At 64.3% G+C, this 15,391-nt stretch carries 17 protein-coding genes; 5 read left to right on the top strand and 12 right to left on the bottom strand.

Annotation, left to right across the window (positions count from 1 at the left end; translation table 11 throughout):
• Positions 1-147 precede the first annotated feature (147 nt).
• A complete protein-coding gene (locus ACVJ19_RS28800) occupies positions 148-828 on the top strand; it encodes a TetR/AcrR family transcriptional regulator (protein ID WP_453952574.1) in 681 nt (226 codons plus the stop codon).
• Here ACVJ19_RS28800 and ACVJ19_RS28795 read toward each other — a convergent pair.
• The 8 genes from ACVJ19_RS28795 to ACVJ19_RS28760 form a co-directional block, all read right to left on the bottom strand.
• Positions 816-1,574 carry a sulfite exporter TauE/SafE family protein gene (locus ACVJ19_RS28795; RefSeq protein WP_453952573.1) on the bottom strand — a complete coding sequence of 253 codons (759 nt, stop codon included), beginning with the start codon at positions 1,572-1,574 and terminating at the stop codon, positions 816-818. The genes ACVJ19_RS28800 and ACVJ19_RS28795 overlap by 13 nt on opposite strands.
• 388 nt (positions 1,575-1,962) lie before the next feature.
• A complete protein-coding gene (locus tag ACVJ19_RS28790; protein WP_453952572.1) occupies positions 1,963-2,514 on the bottom strand; it encodes a hypothetical protein in 552 nt (183 codons plus the stop codon).
• A gap of 30 nt (positions 2,515-2,544) precedes the next feature.
• On the bottom strand, positions 2,545-3,264 hold the full coding sequence (locus ACVJ19_RS28785; RefSeq protein WP_453952571.1) for a haloacid dehalogenase type II: 720 nt from the start codon (positions 3,262-3,264) through the stop codon (positions 2,545-2,547).
• A gap of 140 nt (positions 3,265-3,404) precedes the next feature.
• Entirely contained in the window at positions 3,405-4,406 is a 1,002-nt protein-coding gene (gene glpX, locus ACVJ19_RS28780) for a class II fructose-bisphosphatase (protein ID WP_453952570.1), read from the bottom strand.
• 81 nt (positions 4,407-4,487) lie between these two features.
• Positions 4,488-5,804, bottom strand: a complete 1,317-nt coding sequence (locus tag ACVJ19_RS28775; RefSeq protein ID WP_453952569.1) for a homoserine dehydrogenase — start codon at positions 5,802-5,804, stop codon at positions 4,488-4,490.
• A gap of 29 nt (positions 5,805-5,833) precedes the next feature.
• Positions 5,834-7,054 carry an LL-diaminopimelate aminotransferase gene (locus tag ACVJ19_RS28770; protein WP_026311799.1) on the bottom strand — a complete coding sequence of 407 codons (1,221 nt, stop codon included), beginning with the start codon at positions 7,052-7,054 and terminating at the stop codon, positions 5,834-5,836.
• Positions 7,055-7,268: 214 nt separating this feature from the next.
• On the bottom strand, positions 7,269-7,544 hold the full coding sequence (locus ACVJ19_RS28765; protein WP_453952568.1) for a hypothetical protein: 276 nt from the start codon (positions 7,542-7,544) through the stop codon (positions 7,269-7,271).
• A 65-nt stretch (positions 7,545-7,609) separates the two neighbouring features.
• A complete protein-coding gene (locus tag ACVJ19_RS28760) occupies positions 7,610-7,822 on the bottom strand; it encodes a hypothetical protein (protein WP_453952566.1) in 213 nt (70 codons plus the stop codon).
• Here ACVJ19_RS28760 and ACVJ19_RS28755 point away from each other — a divergent pair.
• The 3 genes from ACVJ19_RS28755 to ACVJ19_RS28745 all read left to right on the top strand — a co-directional run bounded on the left by ACVJ19_RS28755 (position 7,800) and on the right by ACVJ19_RS28745 (position 11,074).
• The gene (locus ACVJ19_RS28755; protein ID WP_453952565.1) at positions 7,800-9,623 is read left to right on the top strand and encodes a PHA/PHB synthase family protein; all 1,824 of its coding nucleotides are present in this window, start codon (positions 7,800-7,802) and stop codon (positions 9,621-9,623) included. The two genes, ACVJ19_RS28760 and ACVJ19_RS28755, sit on opposite strands and share 23 nt — an antisense overlap.
• 162 nt (positions 9,624-9,785) lie before the next feature.
• Positions 9,786-10,184, top strand: coding sequence for an MAPEG family protein (locus ACVJ19_RS28750; protein ID WP_453952564.1), 399 nt, complete (start codon positions 9,786-9,788; stop codon positions 10,182-10,184).
• Positions 10,185-10,207: 23 nt separating this feature from the next.
• Entirely contained in the window at positions 10,208-11,074 is an 867-nt protein-coding gene (locus ACVJ19_RS28745) for an ornithine carbamoyltransferase (RefSeq protein WP_453952563.1), read from the top strand.
• Between the two features lie 32 nt (positions 11,075-11,106).
• Here ACVJ19_RS28745 and ACVJ19_RS28740 read toward each other — a convergent pair whose 3' ends face one another.
• The 3 genes from ACVJ19_RS28740 to ACVJ19_RS28730 are packed head-to-tail and all read right to left on the bottom strand — an operon-like array spanning position 11,107 to position 13,373.
• Positions 11,107-11,700, bottom strand: a complete 594-nt coding sequence (locus ACVJ19_RS28740; RefSeq protein WP_453952562.1) for a class I SAM-dependent methyltransferase — start codon at positions 11,698-11,700, stop codon at positions 11,107-11,109.
• Between the two features lie 27 nt (positions 11,701-11,727).
• Positions 11,728-12,711, bottom strand: a complete 984-nt coding sequence (argC, locus tag ACVJ19_RS28735; RefSeq protein ID WP_453952561.1) for an N-acetyl-gamma-glutamyl-phosphate reductase — start codon at positions 12,709-12,711, stop codon at positions 11,728-11,730.
• Complete coding sequence (locus tag ACVJ19_RS28730; protein ID WP_453952559.1) at positions 12,708-13,373, bottom strand: FMN-binding negative transcriptional regulator; 666 nt, start codon at positions 13,371-13,373, stop codon at positions 12,708-12,710. The genes argC and ACVJ19_RS28730 overlap by 4 nt, the downstream gene beginning before the upstream one ends.
• 402 nt (positions 13,374-13,775) lie before the next feature.
• Between ACVJ19_RS28730 and ACVJ19_RS28725 the strand changes: the two genes are divergently transcribed.
• Positions 13,776-14,771, top strand: a complete 996-nt coding sequence (locus ACVJ19_RS28725) for an MBL fold metallo-hydrolase (protein WP_453952558.1) — start codon at positions 13,776-13,778, stop codon at positions 14,769-14,771.
• 40 nt (positions 14,772-14,811) lie between these two features.
• Here ACVJ19_RS28725 and ACVJ19_RS28720 read toward each other — a convergent pair whose 3' ends face one another.
• On the bottom strand, positions 14,812-15,342 hold the full coding sequence (locus ACVJ19_RS28720; protein ID WP_018641725.1) for a DedA family protein: 531 nt from the start codon (positions 15,340-15,342) through the stop codon (positions 14,812-14,814).
• Between the last annotated feature and the right edge of the window lie 49 nt (positions 15,343-15,391).

Here is a 15,391-nt window from a genome sequence, read left to right as displayed (position 1 = left end):
GAGGCCATTTACATTGACACATCTGGAAACTATGTAGTTTCCACGTGGAAACTTGGGAGTTTCCTTACCTGAAGTCAAGTGCTAGGCTGCCCGGATGCGTCCGCTCAAGCAGTCGTGAACCAACCTCAACTGAACGACAGGTTTTGCATGGCGAGGAAATCCGTCAGCCGCCGACAAGCCAGCGGCAGTCCATCCCCCGAACGGGAGGTCGCCCTTCCCGCGCCCGACGCACGCCTGATGCATTTGCTGGCCGCAGCGAAGGACACGTTCACCAGCAAGGGATTTGCCGCGACGACGATGGACGACATCGCCGGCGCCGCCGGCATGTCGAAGAAGACGCTCTACAAATTGTTCGCGAGCAAGACCGAGCTGTTTCGCGCCATGCTGCTGCGCAGCCTCCCCGAAGCCGATTACGCAGACGCTCCTTCGGAAGGATCGCCAGTGATCCGGCTTCGCAACATGCTCCGGGAAGCGGCGGACGTAGCGCTATCGCCGGGCGAGATCGCGCTGCAGCGCCTGATCATCGGCGAACGTCAGGCCTCGCCGGAGCTGGGGCGCATGTTCGCCGAGGTCATCATGGAGAGCGGCACGGAGCATATCGTCGAGTTGCTGAGGACGATTCGCCTGGAGGCCCGTTTCGAGGGCGTGCCGCTGCGCCTCATCGCCGAGATGCTGTTCGGCATGGTGTTCGGCCACGATCATTTCAGGCTGCTGACCGACACCGAATTCAAGCTCAACCGCCGCGTGCTGGACCGGCGGATCGATCTTGCGATTGCGACCTTCTGTGCGCCGGATGGCGCCGATCGGCCGCAAGCTCAGCCAAGGTAACCGGAAGCGCCGTCCCATAAGAGCTTCAGCGCCGTGACCACCAGCAAGCCGTAGCAGGCCCGATAGATCTGCTGCTGGTCCAGCCTTCCATGCAGCCGCCAACCGAGCCAGACGCCGGTGGGAATGGCGAGCAGGCACGCGGCCATGACGATCCAGACGTTTCCAGTCGGCCGCACCAGCAGCAGCCACGGCACCGCCTTGGTCGCGTTGCCGACCGTAAAGAACAGGCTGGTCGTGCCCGCATAGACTTCCTTGCTGAGACCGAGCGGCAGCAAATACATCGCCAGCGGCGGTCCACCGGAATGCGCGACCATGGTCGTGACACCGGAGGCAAGACCGGCGGCGACCGCCTTCGGCGACGAGCGCGGACGAATGACGACCTTCGAGTCGCTCACAAGCCACAGACCGACGAAGACGAGGGTGACAAGCGCCATCACGATCGCGACCACGCGATGGTCCAGCAGGCGAAACAGGAGATAGCCAAGCGCAATGCCGACCACGAGCCCGGGCAACAGCAGAACGAGGTCCGGCTTCGACCAGGTCGAGGGCTTCCAGTAGCGCAGCGCGAACAAGTCCATCGCGATGAACAATGGCGCCAGCAGCCCGCCGGCGGTCACCGGATCCATCACGAACGACAGCAGCGGAATGCCGATGATGGAGAAGCCGCCGCCGAACGCGCCCTTCATGAAGCAGATCAGGAACACCCCGGCAAAGGCGATCAGAATTGTAGTGACCGTCAGTGCCATCTGCGCGTCTCCAAGTCGCTCGCGTCCAAGTCTGTCGCGTGCAAGTCGTCAGACGCGTCCGGATCGCGCCATCACTCCGCCTACGATTTTGGGGGCCGACCGTCCTTGTTTCGGAAAAACAGGCCGGGCAGCACTGAGGGCAGTCCAAAGGTCAATCCAAGGAATGCCAGAAACAGATCGAGATAACTCAGTGGCAATGTCGTCACTCCGCTGGCACCGAGCCGCCCGATGCAATTTGCTCATTGCTCGGAATATGATCCGATACCTACATCGGTACAATAAGAACATTGCTCTCGGTTCAATTTCAGCCGGCAGCGCGAAGCGCCCTCGCCTCCGGCCGGTGGTGAGTGCTCGTCGCTCGTCGTTCTGACAGGATTGGTCGCGCGGTTCAGTTCCGGCTGCCCAGGAAGCGCGCGATCGGCTGCAGCGCATCGATATCCGGAACAGCCGCACTGGCTTGGACGCCCGCGCACCATGGATATGGCAACGCCGCCAGCCAGCGCATGACCGGCTCGGAGGTCTCGGCGGGAAGCAGGTACATGACCTCGATCTCGATCACCAGCTTCGTCACGCGACCATCGCCGGATCCGAAATGCCAGTCATAATGTCCGCAACCAACGCGAACGGCACCGCCCTGCCTCGCCGACATTCCGACCAGCCAATCGCAACGGACGTGCGGCAGATGGTCCGCGCCGGGACGTGACAGGCAAAATGTGCGCACGTTTTCGTACTGCTCGCCGAAGCCAGTAACCAGCACCTGGGTCACCTGCTCGAGTCCCTTCGCCGCGCTTGGAAACGAAATGGCGTCGGTCTTGACGATCATTTCGAGCTCGCAATCGTCAGCGAAAGCGCGCGTCATCAACTGCGGACGGTTACCATCCTTCGCCAGAATATAGGTGCTGATCGCATCGGCGGCAGTGATAGCGACGGGTCGGCTCATTCGGTCACTTTCAGGACGCAGAGGCCGCGTCTAGCAGCCGAGCTTGTCGGCGATGCCGCCAAAATCCTTCGCGACGATGTCCCAATTGCCGGTCGCTTCGAAATCGACCTTCTGCAGCGGCCCATACTCCGTCGGGCGCGCCACGAACGCCGTCTTGAGCCCGTTCTTCTGGGCGGCGGCGAGATCGCCGTTGTGGGCGGCGACCATCATTACCTGCTCCGGCTTCAGGCCGAGCAGCTTTGCTGCGCCGAGATAGGTCTCGGGATCGGGCTTGTAGTGCTCGAACAGCTCGGCCGACATGACGAGATCCCACGGCAGGCCGGCAAACTTGGCCATGTTGGTGAGCAGTGCGACGTTGCCGTTCGAGAGCGGCGAGATCACGAATTTCGTCTTCAACCGGGTCAGGCCGGCGACGCTGTCGGGCCAGGGATTGAGGCGATGCCAGCCCTTGGTGAGGTAATCGAGATCGGCGTCGGTGAGGCCCTTGATCTCGAATTTCTCGACGAGCTTCTCCAGCGAGCGCCGATGCAGATCATCGAGCACGACATAGCCGCGCTCGGGATGCTTGCGCACGTCGTCCATGGACGCGATATACATGCCGCGCCAGCCGTCGACCAAAGCGGTCCAGTCGGCACTGATGCCGCGGCCCTTTGCCCACCACATGAAGTCGGTGATCAGGCTGGTGCGCCAATCCACCACCGTGCCGAAGACGTCGAAGACGAGGGCTTTGACGGCGGAAAGGTCGGACATGTGCGCTTCCTCTGATTGTTCTTGTTGTCATTCCGGGACGCGCGGAGCGCGAACCCGGAATCCAGAAGTTGTGGCACGAGATTCCGGGTTCTCCGGGCCGCGCTTTGCGCGGTCCCGTCGCCCCGGAATGACCGAGCTGCTCAGTCCAGGTGGAACTTCGCGAGCTCGCGGTGCTCGGCCTTGATGTAACGCACGGTGCCGGTGACGGAGCGCATCACCACCGTCTCGGTCTCGATCACGCCGTCCTTGCGGAACTTGACGCCCGAGAGCAGCGAGCCCGTGGTGACGCCGGTGGCGGCGAACAGGCAGTCGCCGCGCGCCATGTCCTCGATGCCGTAGATCATCTTGGGATCGTTGACGCCCATCTTGGCGGCGCGCTCGCGCTTCTCGTCGGAATCGAGGATCAGGCGGCACTGCATCTGGCCGCCGATGCAGCGCAGCGCCACGGCGGCGAGCACGCCTTCCGGCGCACCGCCGGTGCCGAGATACATGTCGACGCCGGTGTTATCGGGATCGGCGCAGTGGATCACGCCGGCGACGTCGCCGTCGGTGATGAGGCGCACGGCCGCGCCGGTCGAGCGCACGCTCTCGATGATGCCGGCATGGCGCGGACGGTCGAGCACGAGAACGGTGATGCCATCAGGCTTGACGCCCTTGGCCTTGGCGAGCCGGCGGACATTGTCGGCGGGCGAGGCATCGATTTCGACAACACCCTTGTCGTAACCGGGACCAATCGCGAGCTTCTCCATGTAGACGTCAGGCGCGTGCAGCAGCGTGCCGCCATCGGCCATCGCCATGGTGGCGATCGAGCCCGGCATGTTCTTGGCGCACAGCGTGGTGCCCTCGAGCGGATCGACGGCGATGTCGACCTGGGGGCCGGCCTTGAGGCCGACCTGCTCGCCGATATAGAGCATCGGCGCCTCGTCGCGCTCGCCCTCGCCGATCACGATGGTGCCCTGGATCGGCAGCTTGTTCAGCTCGCGCCGCATGGCGTCGACGGCGGCCTGGTCAGCCGCCTTCTCGTTACCGTGCCCGCGCAGCCGCGCCGAGGACACCGCCGCCCGCTCCGTCACCCGCACGATCTCCAGCGTGAGAATGCGCTCGAGCAATGCATGCGGAGGGACTTCAATATGGGTCGACATCGGCTAACTCCTTCGAAACAGTTTGGGACAGGACTCCCTGCCCGCATCAACTCGTAACGCCCACGGTTCGTTCGAACCGCCTCAGTTCTTCTCGATCCGGATCACCTGCGGCCGTCCGCTGATCACCTTGTCCTTCTGCACGGCGGCGAGCGCACGGCGCACGGCGTCTTCGTGTGTGGCGTAAGTGATCAGGATGACGGGCACGGGGACCGCCTTGCCGTCGGCGGGCGCAGCGCCGCCATTGGGATGACGCTGCACGATCGACTCGATCGAAATCTTCTGTTCTGCAAGCCGGGTCGCGATCGCAGCCGCGGTGCCCGGGAAATCGCGCGCCAAGAGGCGGATGTAATAGCCGCCTTCATGCCGCTCCATCGGCGCCTTGTTGGTGTCGCGCAGTTGCGAGATCGGCCGGCCGAACGGATTGGCGCGGATGCCGCGCGCGACATCGGCGATGTCGGCGACGACGGCCGATGCCGTCGCAGCACCACCGGCGCCGGGGCCGACCAGCGTGATCGGCGGAATGCCCTCGCCATCGATCGTGACCGCATTGGTGACACCCATCACCTGCGCGATCGAGGAGGATTTTGGAACCATGGTCGGATGCACGCGCTGCTCGATGCCCTTGGCGGTGCGAACGGCAACGCCGAGCAGCTTGACGCGGTAACCGAGCTCGGCGGCCGCGCGAAGATCTTCCGGCGCGATGGAGGAGATGCCTTCGACATACACCGCGCTTTGAGCAACTTTCGTGCCGAAGGCGAGACTGGCGAGAATGGCGAGTTTTTGCGCGGTGTCGTGGCCGTCGACGTCGAACGACGGATCGGCCTCGGCATAGCCGAGCCGCTGTGCATCCTTCAGGCACTCGGCAAAGGAGAGGCCCTCCTGCTCCATCCGGGTCAGGATGTAATTGCAGGTGCCGTTGAGGATGCCGTAGACGCGGTTGATGCCGGTTCCGGCAAGACCCTCGCGTAACGTTTTGATGACGGGGATCGCGGCGCCGACGGCTGCCTCGAAATTCAGCGCGCAGCCGTGCTTTTCGGCGGCCTTCGCCAGCTTGATGCCGTGCTTGGCGAGCAGCGCCTTGTTGGCGGTGACGACGGACTTGCCGGCATTGAGCGCGGCTTCGACCGCGGAGAGCGCGGGATCGCCGGCGCCGCCCATCAGCTCGACGAAGCAGTCGACCTCGGGATGGGTGGCGAGCGCAAGCGGATCCTTGGCCCAGTCGACGCCGCGCAGGTCGATGCCGCGCTTCTTGGCCTTCGACCGCGCGGTGACGGCGACGACGCGAATGCCGCGGCCACTGCGCCCCGTGAGCACGCGCGCTTGCGTTTCAATCAAACGGACGACTTCGGCACCCACGGTGCCGAGCCCCGCTATGCCCACTTTCAGGGGTGCGACCATGATGCTTTCAGAAAACCTGTCGAAGAGAATTAGCGCCGGTTGGCGAGCGGAACGACGTTGTGCAACGTTTCGATGCCGCTTTCAAGGAAGCGACGCACGCCGCGCGCGGCCTGCCTGATCCGTTGCTCGTTTTCCACCATGGCGATGCGGACATATCCTTCACCATGCTCGCCGAAGCCGACGCCGGGCGACACCGCGACGCCGGATTTCTCCACCATCAGGGTCGCGAACTGCATGCTGCCGACACTGCGGAAGGCTTCCGGCAGCGGCACCCAGGCAAACATCGAGGCCTCCGGCGGCGGAATCTCCCAGCCGGCGCGGCCGAACGATTCCACCAGCGCATCGCGGCGCTTGCGATAGGTGTCGCGCATCTCCTTGATGCAATCGTCCGGCCCGTTCAATGCCGCGGTCGCGGCGACCTGCACCGGCGTGAAGGCGCCGTAGTCGAGATAGGATTTGACGCGGGCGAGCGCTGCGATCACGCGCTCATTGCCGACCGCAAAGCCCATGCGCCAGCCGGCCATCGAGTAGGTCTTCGACATCGAGGTGAATTCGACGGTGACGTCCATCGCGCCCGGCACCTGAAGCACCGAGGGCGGCGGGTTGTTCTCGTCGAAATAGACCTCGGCATAGGCGAGATCGGACAGGATCAGGATCTCGTGCTTCTTCGCGAAGGCGACGAGGTCCTTGTAGAAGTCGAGGCTCGCGACATAGGCGGTCGGGTTCGAGGGATAGCAGACCACCAGCGCCAGCGGCTTCGGGATCGAATGCACGATCGCCCGCTCCACCGCCTCGAAGAATTGCGGCGTCGGCTCCGAGGGCACCGAACGGATCACGCCGCCCGCCATCAAAAAGCCGAAGGCGTGAATCGGGTAGCTCGGGTTCGGACAGAGGATGACGTCGCCGGGCGCGGTGATCGCCTGCGCCACGTTGGCAAAGCCCTCCTTGGAGCCGAGCGTCGCCACCACCTGGGTGTCGGGATTGAGCTTCACGCCGAAGCGGCGGGCATAATAGGCGGCCTGGGCCCTGCGCAGGCCGGGGATGCCGCGGGAGGCCGAATAGCGGTCGGTGCGCGGCTTGCCGAGCGTCTCCTTGAGCTTCTCCAGCACATGCGGCGGCGCCGGCAGGTCCGGATTGCCCATGCCGAGGTCGATGATGTCGGCGCCGGCGTTCCGCGCGGCCGCCTTGGCCCGGTTGACCTGCTCGAACACGTAAGGCGGAAGGCGGCGGATGCGGTAAAATTCTTCCATGGCTCTCTGGGCTCCGGGCAACCGGTCAGGACAGAATCGACTGGCCACGAGCGCCGATCGCAAAGGCGCCCGGCCCGGCCGCTAAATGGCTCAAAATCAAATACTTAGAGCAATTTTCGACGGCGGAGGCTGAAGTCGTTCGCCCTGACTCTCGGCTGAACTCAGGTCTTTTAGCACGGCAAGGCGGGGGCGCCAGCGATTACGTTGCACTGCCTCATTTGGCGTCTTTGGCGGCAACGGCCTGGCGATCGCGCGCAGCGGCAAGCTCGGCCTCGATCTTGGCGCGCTGGTCCGGCGGGATGGTTGCCTGATCGCGATCCGGCGGCAGGTCGTGCACCGGCAAATAGCTGCCGGGCTCCTTGGGATGTGCCTGCGCATCCGCAGGCATGAGATCCGCGAGCTGACTCGAGCAGCCGCCCAGCACGAGCGCCACCATCAGCAGCGCGCCGCGGATCGGCAGCGTCTTTTGCAGGTCCCTTAACGCCAACACTTGGGAATCCCCTACTCGTCCCAAAGCACGGCCCCGGGTAAGCCTACCCGACCCCGCGCCCAAGCTCAAACCATTGCTGCCCGAAATGGTGCGAGCGAGAATACAACCCCGGTCGCCACCAAGCCGGCCGGTGCGGCCTGATTATGACCGAACCAAGGAAACTTGTCGCAGTGCAGCACATCTTCGCGCGTGATTAACGCCAAACCTGCGAGCTTCGCGGTGACGAATACGGAATGAATCGTTACTGTTCTGCCCATGAGTACCGCCACGACCGACAAGCCCGGCTCCGGGACAAGCAAGTCCGAGACGAAGTTCGATGCGGAAGCCTTCGCGATGAATGTCGCGCGGGCGATGGAAAGCGGCGGCAAGGCGCTGGCCGCCTACCTCAAGCCGCGCGAGAGCGGCGAGGTGCAGGACCGCCCGCCGGCCGAGCTCACCGAGATGGTCAAGACCTTCACCGCGGTCGCCGAATACTGGCTGTCGGACTCGTCCCGCTCGTCGGATCTCCAGACCAAGCTCGCCAAGGACTATCTCGACCTCTGGGGCTCGGCGGCGCGCCGCATGGCCGGCCAGGACGCCGAGCCTGCGATAGCGCCCTCGCCGCGCGACAAGCGCTTTGCCGATCCGGAATGGAAGTCGAACCAGTTCTTCGATTTCGTGATGCAGCTCTATCTGCTCACGACCAAATGGGCCCAGGAGCTGGTGCGGGACGCCGACGGCCTCGACGTGCACACCCGCCGCAAGGCGGAGTTCTACGTCCAGCAGGTCGCCAACGCGCTGTCGCCGTCGAACTTCGTGCTGACCAATCCGGAAGTGCTGCGCGAGACGATGGCGAGCAGCGGCGGCAACCTGGCGCGCGGCCTGACGATGCTGGCCGAGGACATCGCGGCCGGCAAGGGCATGCTGAAGATCCGCCAGTCCAACCCGGACAATCTCGTCGTCGGCGTCAACATGGCGACGACGCCGGGCAAGGTGATCTTCCAGAACGAGATGATGCAGCTGATCCAGTATTCGCCGACCACGGAGACGGTGCTGCGCACCCCGCTCCTGATCGTGCCGCCCTGGATCAACAAGTTCTACATCCTCGATCTCAAGCCGGACAAATCCTACATCAAGTGGTGCGTCGACCAGGGCATCACCGTGTTCGTGATCTCATGGGTCAATCCCGACAAGCGGCTCGGCAACAAGAGCTGGGACGACTACATGAAGGAGGGCCCGCTCACGGCGATGGACGTGATCGAGAAGGTCACCGGCGAGATGAAGGTCCACACCGCCGGCTATTGCGTCGGCGGCACCATGCTCGCGACCACGCTGGCCTGGCTTGCCGAGAAGCGCCGCCAGCGCGTGAGTTCGGCGACGTTCTTCGCGGCGCAGGTCGACTTCACCCATGCGGGTGATCTGCTGGTCTTCGTCGACGAGGAGCAGATCGCCGCGCTGGAGCACGACATGAAGGCGGCCGGCGTGCTCGAAGGCTCGAAGATGGCGATGGCCTTCAACATGCTGCGCTCCAACGACCTGATCTGGTCCTATGTCGTCAGCAACTATCTCAAGGGCCAGCAGCCGAGCGCGTTCGACCTGTTGCACTGGAATTCCGATGCGACGCGGATGACGCAGGCGAACCATTCCTATTATCTGCGTAATTGCTATCTGGAGAACCGGCTCTCCACCGGCACGATGGTGCTCGACAACACGCTGCTCGATCTCTCCAAGGTCATGGTGCCCGTCTACAACCTCGCCACCCGCGAGGACCACATCGCCCCGGCCGAGTCGGTGCTGTACGGCTCGCAGTTCTTCGGCGGGCCGGTGAAGTACGTGCTGTCGGGCTCCGGCCACATCGCGGGCGTCGTCAATCCGCCCGCCTCGAACAAGTACCAGTACTGGACCAACGACAACATCAAGGACGTCGGCGTTGCCGAATGGATGAAGGGCGCGGTCGAGCACAAGGGCTCGTGGTGGCCGGACTGGCGCGTATGGCTGGGCAGCCTCGATCCCGAGGAAGTCCCGGCGCGCAGCGTCGGCAGCGAGGCGCTGCCCCCGATCGAGGACGCGCCCGGCAGCTATGTCAGGGTTCGCGCGTAGCGCATGATCCGGACCCGGAGGGCCGCGCTAGCGCAAAGTGCGAAGCGGTTTTCCGAAGAGATCATGCGCCAACAAGGACCCAAAGCTTTCGTGCGCATGGCGCAATCTTGCGCTCTTGTATAGACTCGCTCTCGATACAGCGACGACAGAGGGGACCGGACTATGACGCGCGAATTGTTCTGGCTGACACTGACGGTGATCCTGACCGGGATCCTCTGGATGCCCTACATCATCAACCGCTGCCAGGTTCGCGGCCTCAGCGGCGCCATGGCAAATCCCTCGCGCAACGACAAGCCGCAGGCGGAGTGGGCGAACCGGCTGATGTTCGCGCATGACAACGCGGTCGAGAACCTCGTGATCTTCGCGCCGCTGGTGCTGATCCTGAACGCGATCGACTATTCCTCGAAATGGACCGTGCTCGCCTGCGCCGTCTATTTCTGGTCGCGCGTGGCGCATCTGATCGTCTATGCGCTCGGCATCCCCGTGTTCCGCACCCTCGCCTTCACCGTCGGATTCCTCGCACAGGCCGTGCTGGCGCTGGCGATCTTCAGGGTGGTCTAGGCGCGCGCCTTCGGCGGCCGGCAATGCAAAGCAAGTCCAGCCGGGATTTCGTCCAGTTTCACGACCTCGGCGCGGACACGATCCTGTCCATCGTCGAGCGCGCGCAGCTGCTCGCGACCGCATGGGCCGAGCGCGCCATGCCGCTGAGCCTCGTCGGAAAGCGCGTGGCTGTCATCGCCGACGACAGTGGGTGGCGGAATACGACGGCGTTCGACCTCGGCGTGAGAACCATGGGAGGCATCTCGGTGCAGCCTCCCATCAGGTTCAATGTCCATGAGACGACGGCTGATCTCGCCAAATACCTCGACAACTGGTTCGACATCCTGATCGTGCGCACCCGGGAATTGTCGACCCTGCGCGAGCTGGCATCGAACGCGGCCGCGCCGGTCGTCAATGCGAGAACGCGATCAAATCATCCTTGCGAGACGCTGGGCGATCTCGCCTATGTCAGAGGCAGGCGCGGATCGCTCGAAGGCCTGAAGGTGGCAGGCGTGGCACCCGATGCCAACATCCTGCGCTCCTGGGTCGAAGCGTCCATCGCTCTGCCGATCAAGGTCACCCAGGTCTATCCAGACGACTGGCATATCCGGGACATCGCAAGTCCGAGGTTCACCGTCAGCACTGATCTCGACGCGTTGTACGATGCCGACGTGATCATCACGGATTGCTGGCCGGACGGGGCGCGCGACGATCAACTCGCACCCTATCGGATATCTGCCGCGCTCCTCGACAAATGCCGCCCGGATGCGATCTTCCTCCCCTGCCCGCCGGTGACCAGGGGCCAGGAGGTCACGGCCGACGCGATGGAGCACGCCGCTTGCCAGAGCACGGTGGCGAAGGCCTACCTTCTGCACGCGCAGAACGCCCTGCTGGAATGGATCGCCGCATAGCCGGCGCCGGGACGTTCAAGGCGTCCGAGAGATCAGACGGCAGCCTTGCGCATGACGAGATTGAGCATGGTGGCGGGCGTCTCGTCGAAACTCCGGATCACATTGGTGTCCGACGACACGGTGATCCACGGCCCCGCGCCGGCATAGGTCGCCTCGAGCCACTCTCGCGGCGGATAGTTGTAGTAGCGGCCGAGGCTGTCGCGGCCATCGCCTTCGCCCATCTTGTAGCTGGCGTAGAACACGCCTGACGGCTTGAGCGCGCGATGGATCCGCGCCAGGATTCCGGCGAGCTCGTCGCGCGGCACGTGCAGCAGACAGGCGCTCGCCCAGACGCCGTCATAGGCCTGTTGCGCGTCGAGTTCGTCGAACCGCATCGTCTCGACGGGATGGCCCAGCCGCTGCGACGCAATCTTCGCCATTTCGGGCGAGCCGTCGGTGGCGCGCAGCGAAAAACCTTCCGCCAGCATCACCGCCGCATGATTGCCGGCGCCGCAGCCGAGTTCGAGGACTGCACCACCGGACGGCAACAAAGCGAGGAAATTCGTCAGCCGCGTCGACGGTGCTTTCGCCCAGTCCGCATAGGACTGGGCGTTCTGCCGATAGAACTGCAGGGTGGTCTCGTCCACGGCGTCACCCGCTCTCGGGAGGACAGCCTACTCCTCCGGCAGCCCCAGCATCAGGCGCATGTTCTGCACGGCCGCGCCCGAGGCCCCCTTGCCGAGATTGTCCAGCCGCGCGACCAGCACCGCCTGGTGATATTTGTCGCTGGCGAAGACGTAGAGCTCGAGCATGTTGGTCTCGTTGAGCGCCTCCGGCTCGAGCCGGCCGCCCTTGGTCGCCTCGTTCTGAAGCGGCATCACCTTGACGTATTTCGAACCGGCATAGCGCTTGGCCAGCGCGGCCTGGAGGTCGGCACCGCCAGGCTTGCCCGGCAGCGTGTCGAGCTGGAGCGGTACCGAGACCAGCATGCCCTGCCGATAGTTGCCGACCGAGGGAATGAAGATCGGCCGCCGCGTCAGGTTCGAATAGAGCTGCATCTCCGGCAGATGCTTGTGCTCGAAGCCGAGGCCGTAGAGCTCGAAGGACGGCGCGCTGCCGTCTTCGAAGCTCGCGATCATCGACTTGCCGCCGCCGGAATAGCCGCTCACCGCGTTGACGGTGACGGGATAGTCGGACGGCAACAGGCCGGCATCGACGATCGGCCGCAGCAGCGCGATCGCGCCGGTCGGATAACAGCCGGGATTGGAGACCTTCTTCGCCGCCTTGATCTTGCCGGCCTGGTCCGCCGTCAGCTCCGGAAAGCCGTAGGCCCAGTCAGGCGCGACCCGGTAGGCGGTCGAGGCGTCCAGCACCTTCGGCCCCGAAGCGCCCATGCTGTCGACCAGCGCCACCGTTTCCCTGGCAGCATCGTCGGGCAGGCAGAGGATCACGAGATCCACTTCCTCCATCAGCGCCTTCTTGGCGACGGGATCCTTGCGCTTGTCGTCGGCGATGGTCTTCACCGCGACGTCGCTCTGGAGCTTCAGCCGCTCGTTGATACCGAGCCCGGTGGTGCCGGAGCCGCCGTCGACGAAGACGGTGGCGGGCTTCTTGGCCGCGCCGGTGGTCGGGGTTTTCGTGGTCTCACCGAGGCTCATGGCGCAGTCCTTTCGAGCGTGTTCGTATCGTCTGCAAAGAGTTGCGGCCGGGTCTGCCGCATCAGTTGGGAAATCTGCTTCGCGTCGGCATCGCCGTCGCCAAGCGCGTTCGCGATCGCTGCGAAATCGGCGTCGGATTTGTGCTGGTTGAGCTTGAAGCTGCCCTCGACCTCTTCAACCGTCATGACCAGACCAACGATCCCCTTCTTCATCGCTTCCAGCCGGCCCGCCGTCATCTTGCCCGAGGTCCAGGGCTTCTTCGGCAGCAGCCAGTTCTCGAACTTGTCGCTGAGCGTGTCGACCTGCACCGAGAGCTCCTCGTCCGACAATGGCCGCACCGGCCCGCTCAGATGCACCGACTGGTAGAGCCAGGTCGGGACCTGATCCGGCGAGACGTACCAGTCCGGCGATACATAGGCATCGGGACCTGTGACCGCGAGCAACCAGGAGGCCGCGCCGTCGGCCAGCTTTACCAGCGGATTGTGACGGGCGACATGAAAGGCGACCTGCGGCGTGCCGTCAGCGGCATAGGTCAGGTAGAATGGCAGCGGGGACGCGACCGGCTTGTGCCCGTCGAAGGCGCACATGGTGCCGAAGCCGCGCTCTTCCGCATATTTGAGGCTTGCGGCGCGGTCCTGCTTGAAAAAGGGTGGCGTGTACATCGTGGTCTCCTGCTGGGCCTCCTTGTGGGAGCCGCCGGATCAGATCGCGCTGACAGGAGAGAGAATGCCGCGGATCGGGTCCAGCGGCAAAGACGATGATCTCAAACGCGATCGACCGCCCAAACCGCTAAGCTGCGGCGGCGGCGACGGGCGAACAGGATGGTCGCGGCGTTGATCATGGCGCGCCGCTATAAGGCCAGCGGGTTCCAGGGTCAAGTCCAAATCGGCTCGCGGGATGCCGGGGCCGACGCCACGATGCCGCACTGGTGACGGCACGATGCCGCACTGATGTCATCGGGTTGCAGCGGAATTTCCCTTAAGCATGGGTGTTCCCGAGAATGACCGGCGGGCCACAACTTCGCCGGGTCCGTGCCTTTCGCAACCCAGCCTCAGGACATCGCCATGACCGAGATCACTCGTCGCGCAACGTTGGCCGGCGCCGCCGCCTCGGCGCTCCTGCCCTTCGTGAAGACGTCACCCGCAAGCGCCGCCGCGCCCCCGGCCGAGAAGCAGAATGCGAGCTTTTATCGCTACAATGTCGGCACCCACCAGATCACGGTGGTCTGCGACGGCGTTGCCACCGTCAATTTGACCGACAATTACGCGGCCGGCGCCAGCAAGGACGACATCAACAAGGTCTTCGCCGAACATCACCTGCCGACCGACAAGGTCACCCACACGTTCACCCCCGTGGTCGTCAACACCGGACCGAAGCTCGTCGTCATCGACACCGGTCTCGGGCCTGACCAGTTCGCGCAGACCAAGGGTAAGGTCGGCCAGTTCCACAACAACCTTGCAGCCGCCAGCATCGACCGCGCGGCGGTCGACACCGTCATCATCTCCCACTTCCATGGCGACCACATCAACGGCCTGCTGGCAGCCGAGAACAAGCCCGCCTTCCCCAATGCCGAGATCATGGTGCCGGCGGTGGAATGGAAGTTCTGGATGGACGACGGTGAGATGAGCAAGGGGATGGGCAACCCGATCCTCGAGAACAATTTCAAGAACATCCGCCGCGTGTTCGACGCGCTCGGCCGCAAGGTCACGCAATACGAGGCCGGCAAGGAGGTCGCACCCGGCATCACCTCGGTCGCGAGCCCCGGCCACACGCCGGGCCACAATTCCTTCATCGTCGCCTCCGGCGCGGAGAAGGTGCTGGTGCAGGTCGATATCACCGCAGGCGCGGCGTTCCTGTTCGTCAAGCATCCCGAATGGAACATCGCCTCCGATGTCGACAAGCCGCTTGCCCAGGAGACCCGGCGCAAGCTCTACGACATGGCGATTGCCGAGAAGATGCCGATTCAGGCCTTCCACGCCGCCTTCCCCGGCCTTGTCCGCGTCGAAAAGGACGGCTCCGGCTATCGCTGGATCCCCTCGATCTGGAACGCCTCGCTTTAGGCCTTGCATGACGCCCTGGCCGGGCGGCCCAGCTGCCCGGTCAGATCAGGCGCCAGATCCATTCCATGATCTTCGCGATCACATCGCCGAACAGCAGCAGCGCGGCCGACCAGATCAGGGCCGAAACGAAATTGGCGATCTGGAAGCTCCAATAGGGCATCTCGAAGATACCGGCTGCGAGCGGCACCGAGGCCCGCAAGGGGCCGAAGAAGCGGCCGATGAAGATGCTGGGTATGCCCCAGCTGCGCACGAAGGCCTCCCCCCGGGGCAGGAGTTCCGGATAGCGCGAGAGCGGCCACATCTCGGCGACGTGCTCCTTGTAGCGATAGCCGAACCAGTAGGAGACCCAGTCGCCCAGTGCCGCTCCGAGGCCGCCGGCGATCCAGACCGGATAGAAGTTGATGCCGCTCACCCCGATCAGCGCACCGATCGCCACCAGCGCTCCCCAGGCCGGAACCAACAGCGAGATGAAGGCGAGTGACTCCCCGAAAGCCAGCAGGAACACGATCGGAGCCGCCCAGGCCTGGTGAGCGCGCACGAAGTCGGCCAGGGCGTGCGCAAACTGCTCCATTCCAAAAATAGCCTTCCCGCCGCCTCAAGGTGCTGCTCGATGAAAACGA

The sequence above is a fragment of the Bradyrhizobium sp. USDA 376 genome (assembly GCF_054063675.1).
The sequence above is the reverse complement of the archived record's forward strand: the minus strand, read 5'-3'. Positions and strand labels throughout refer to the sequence as shown.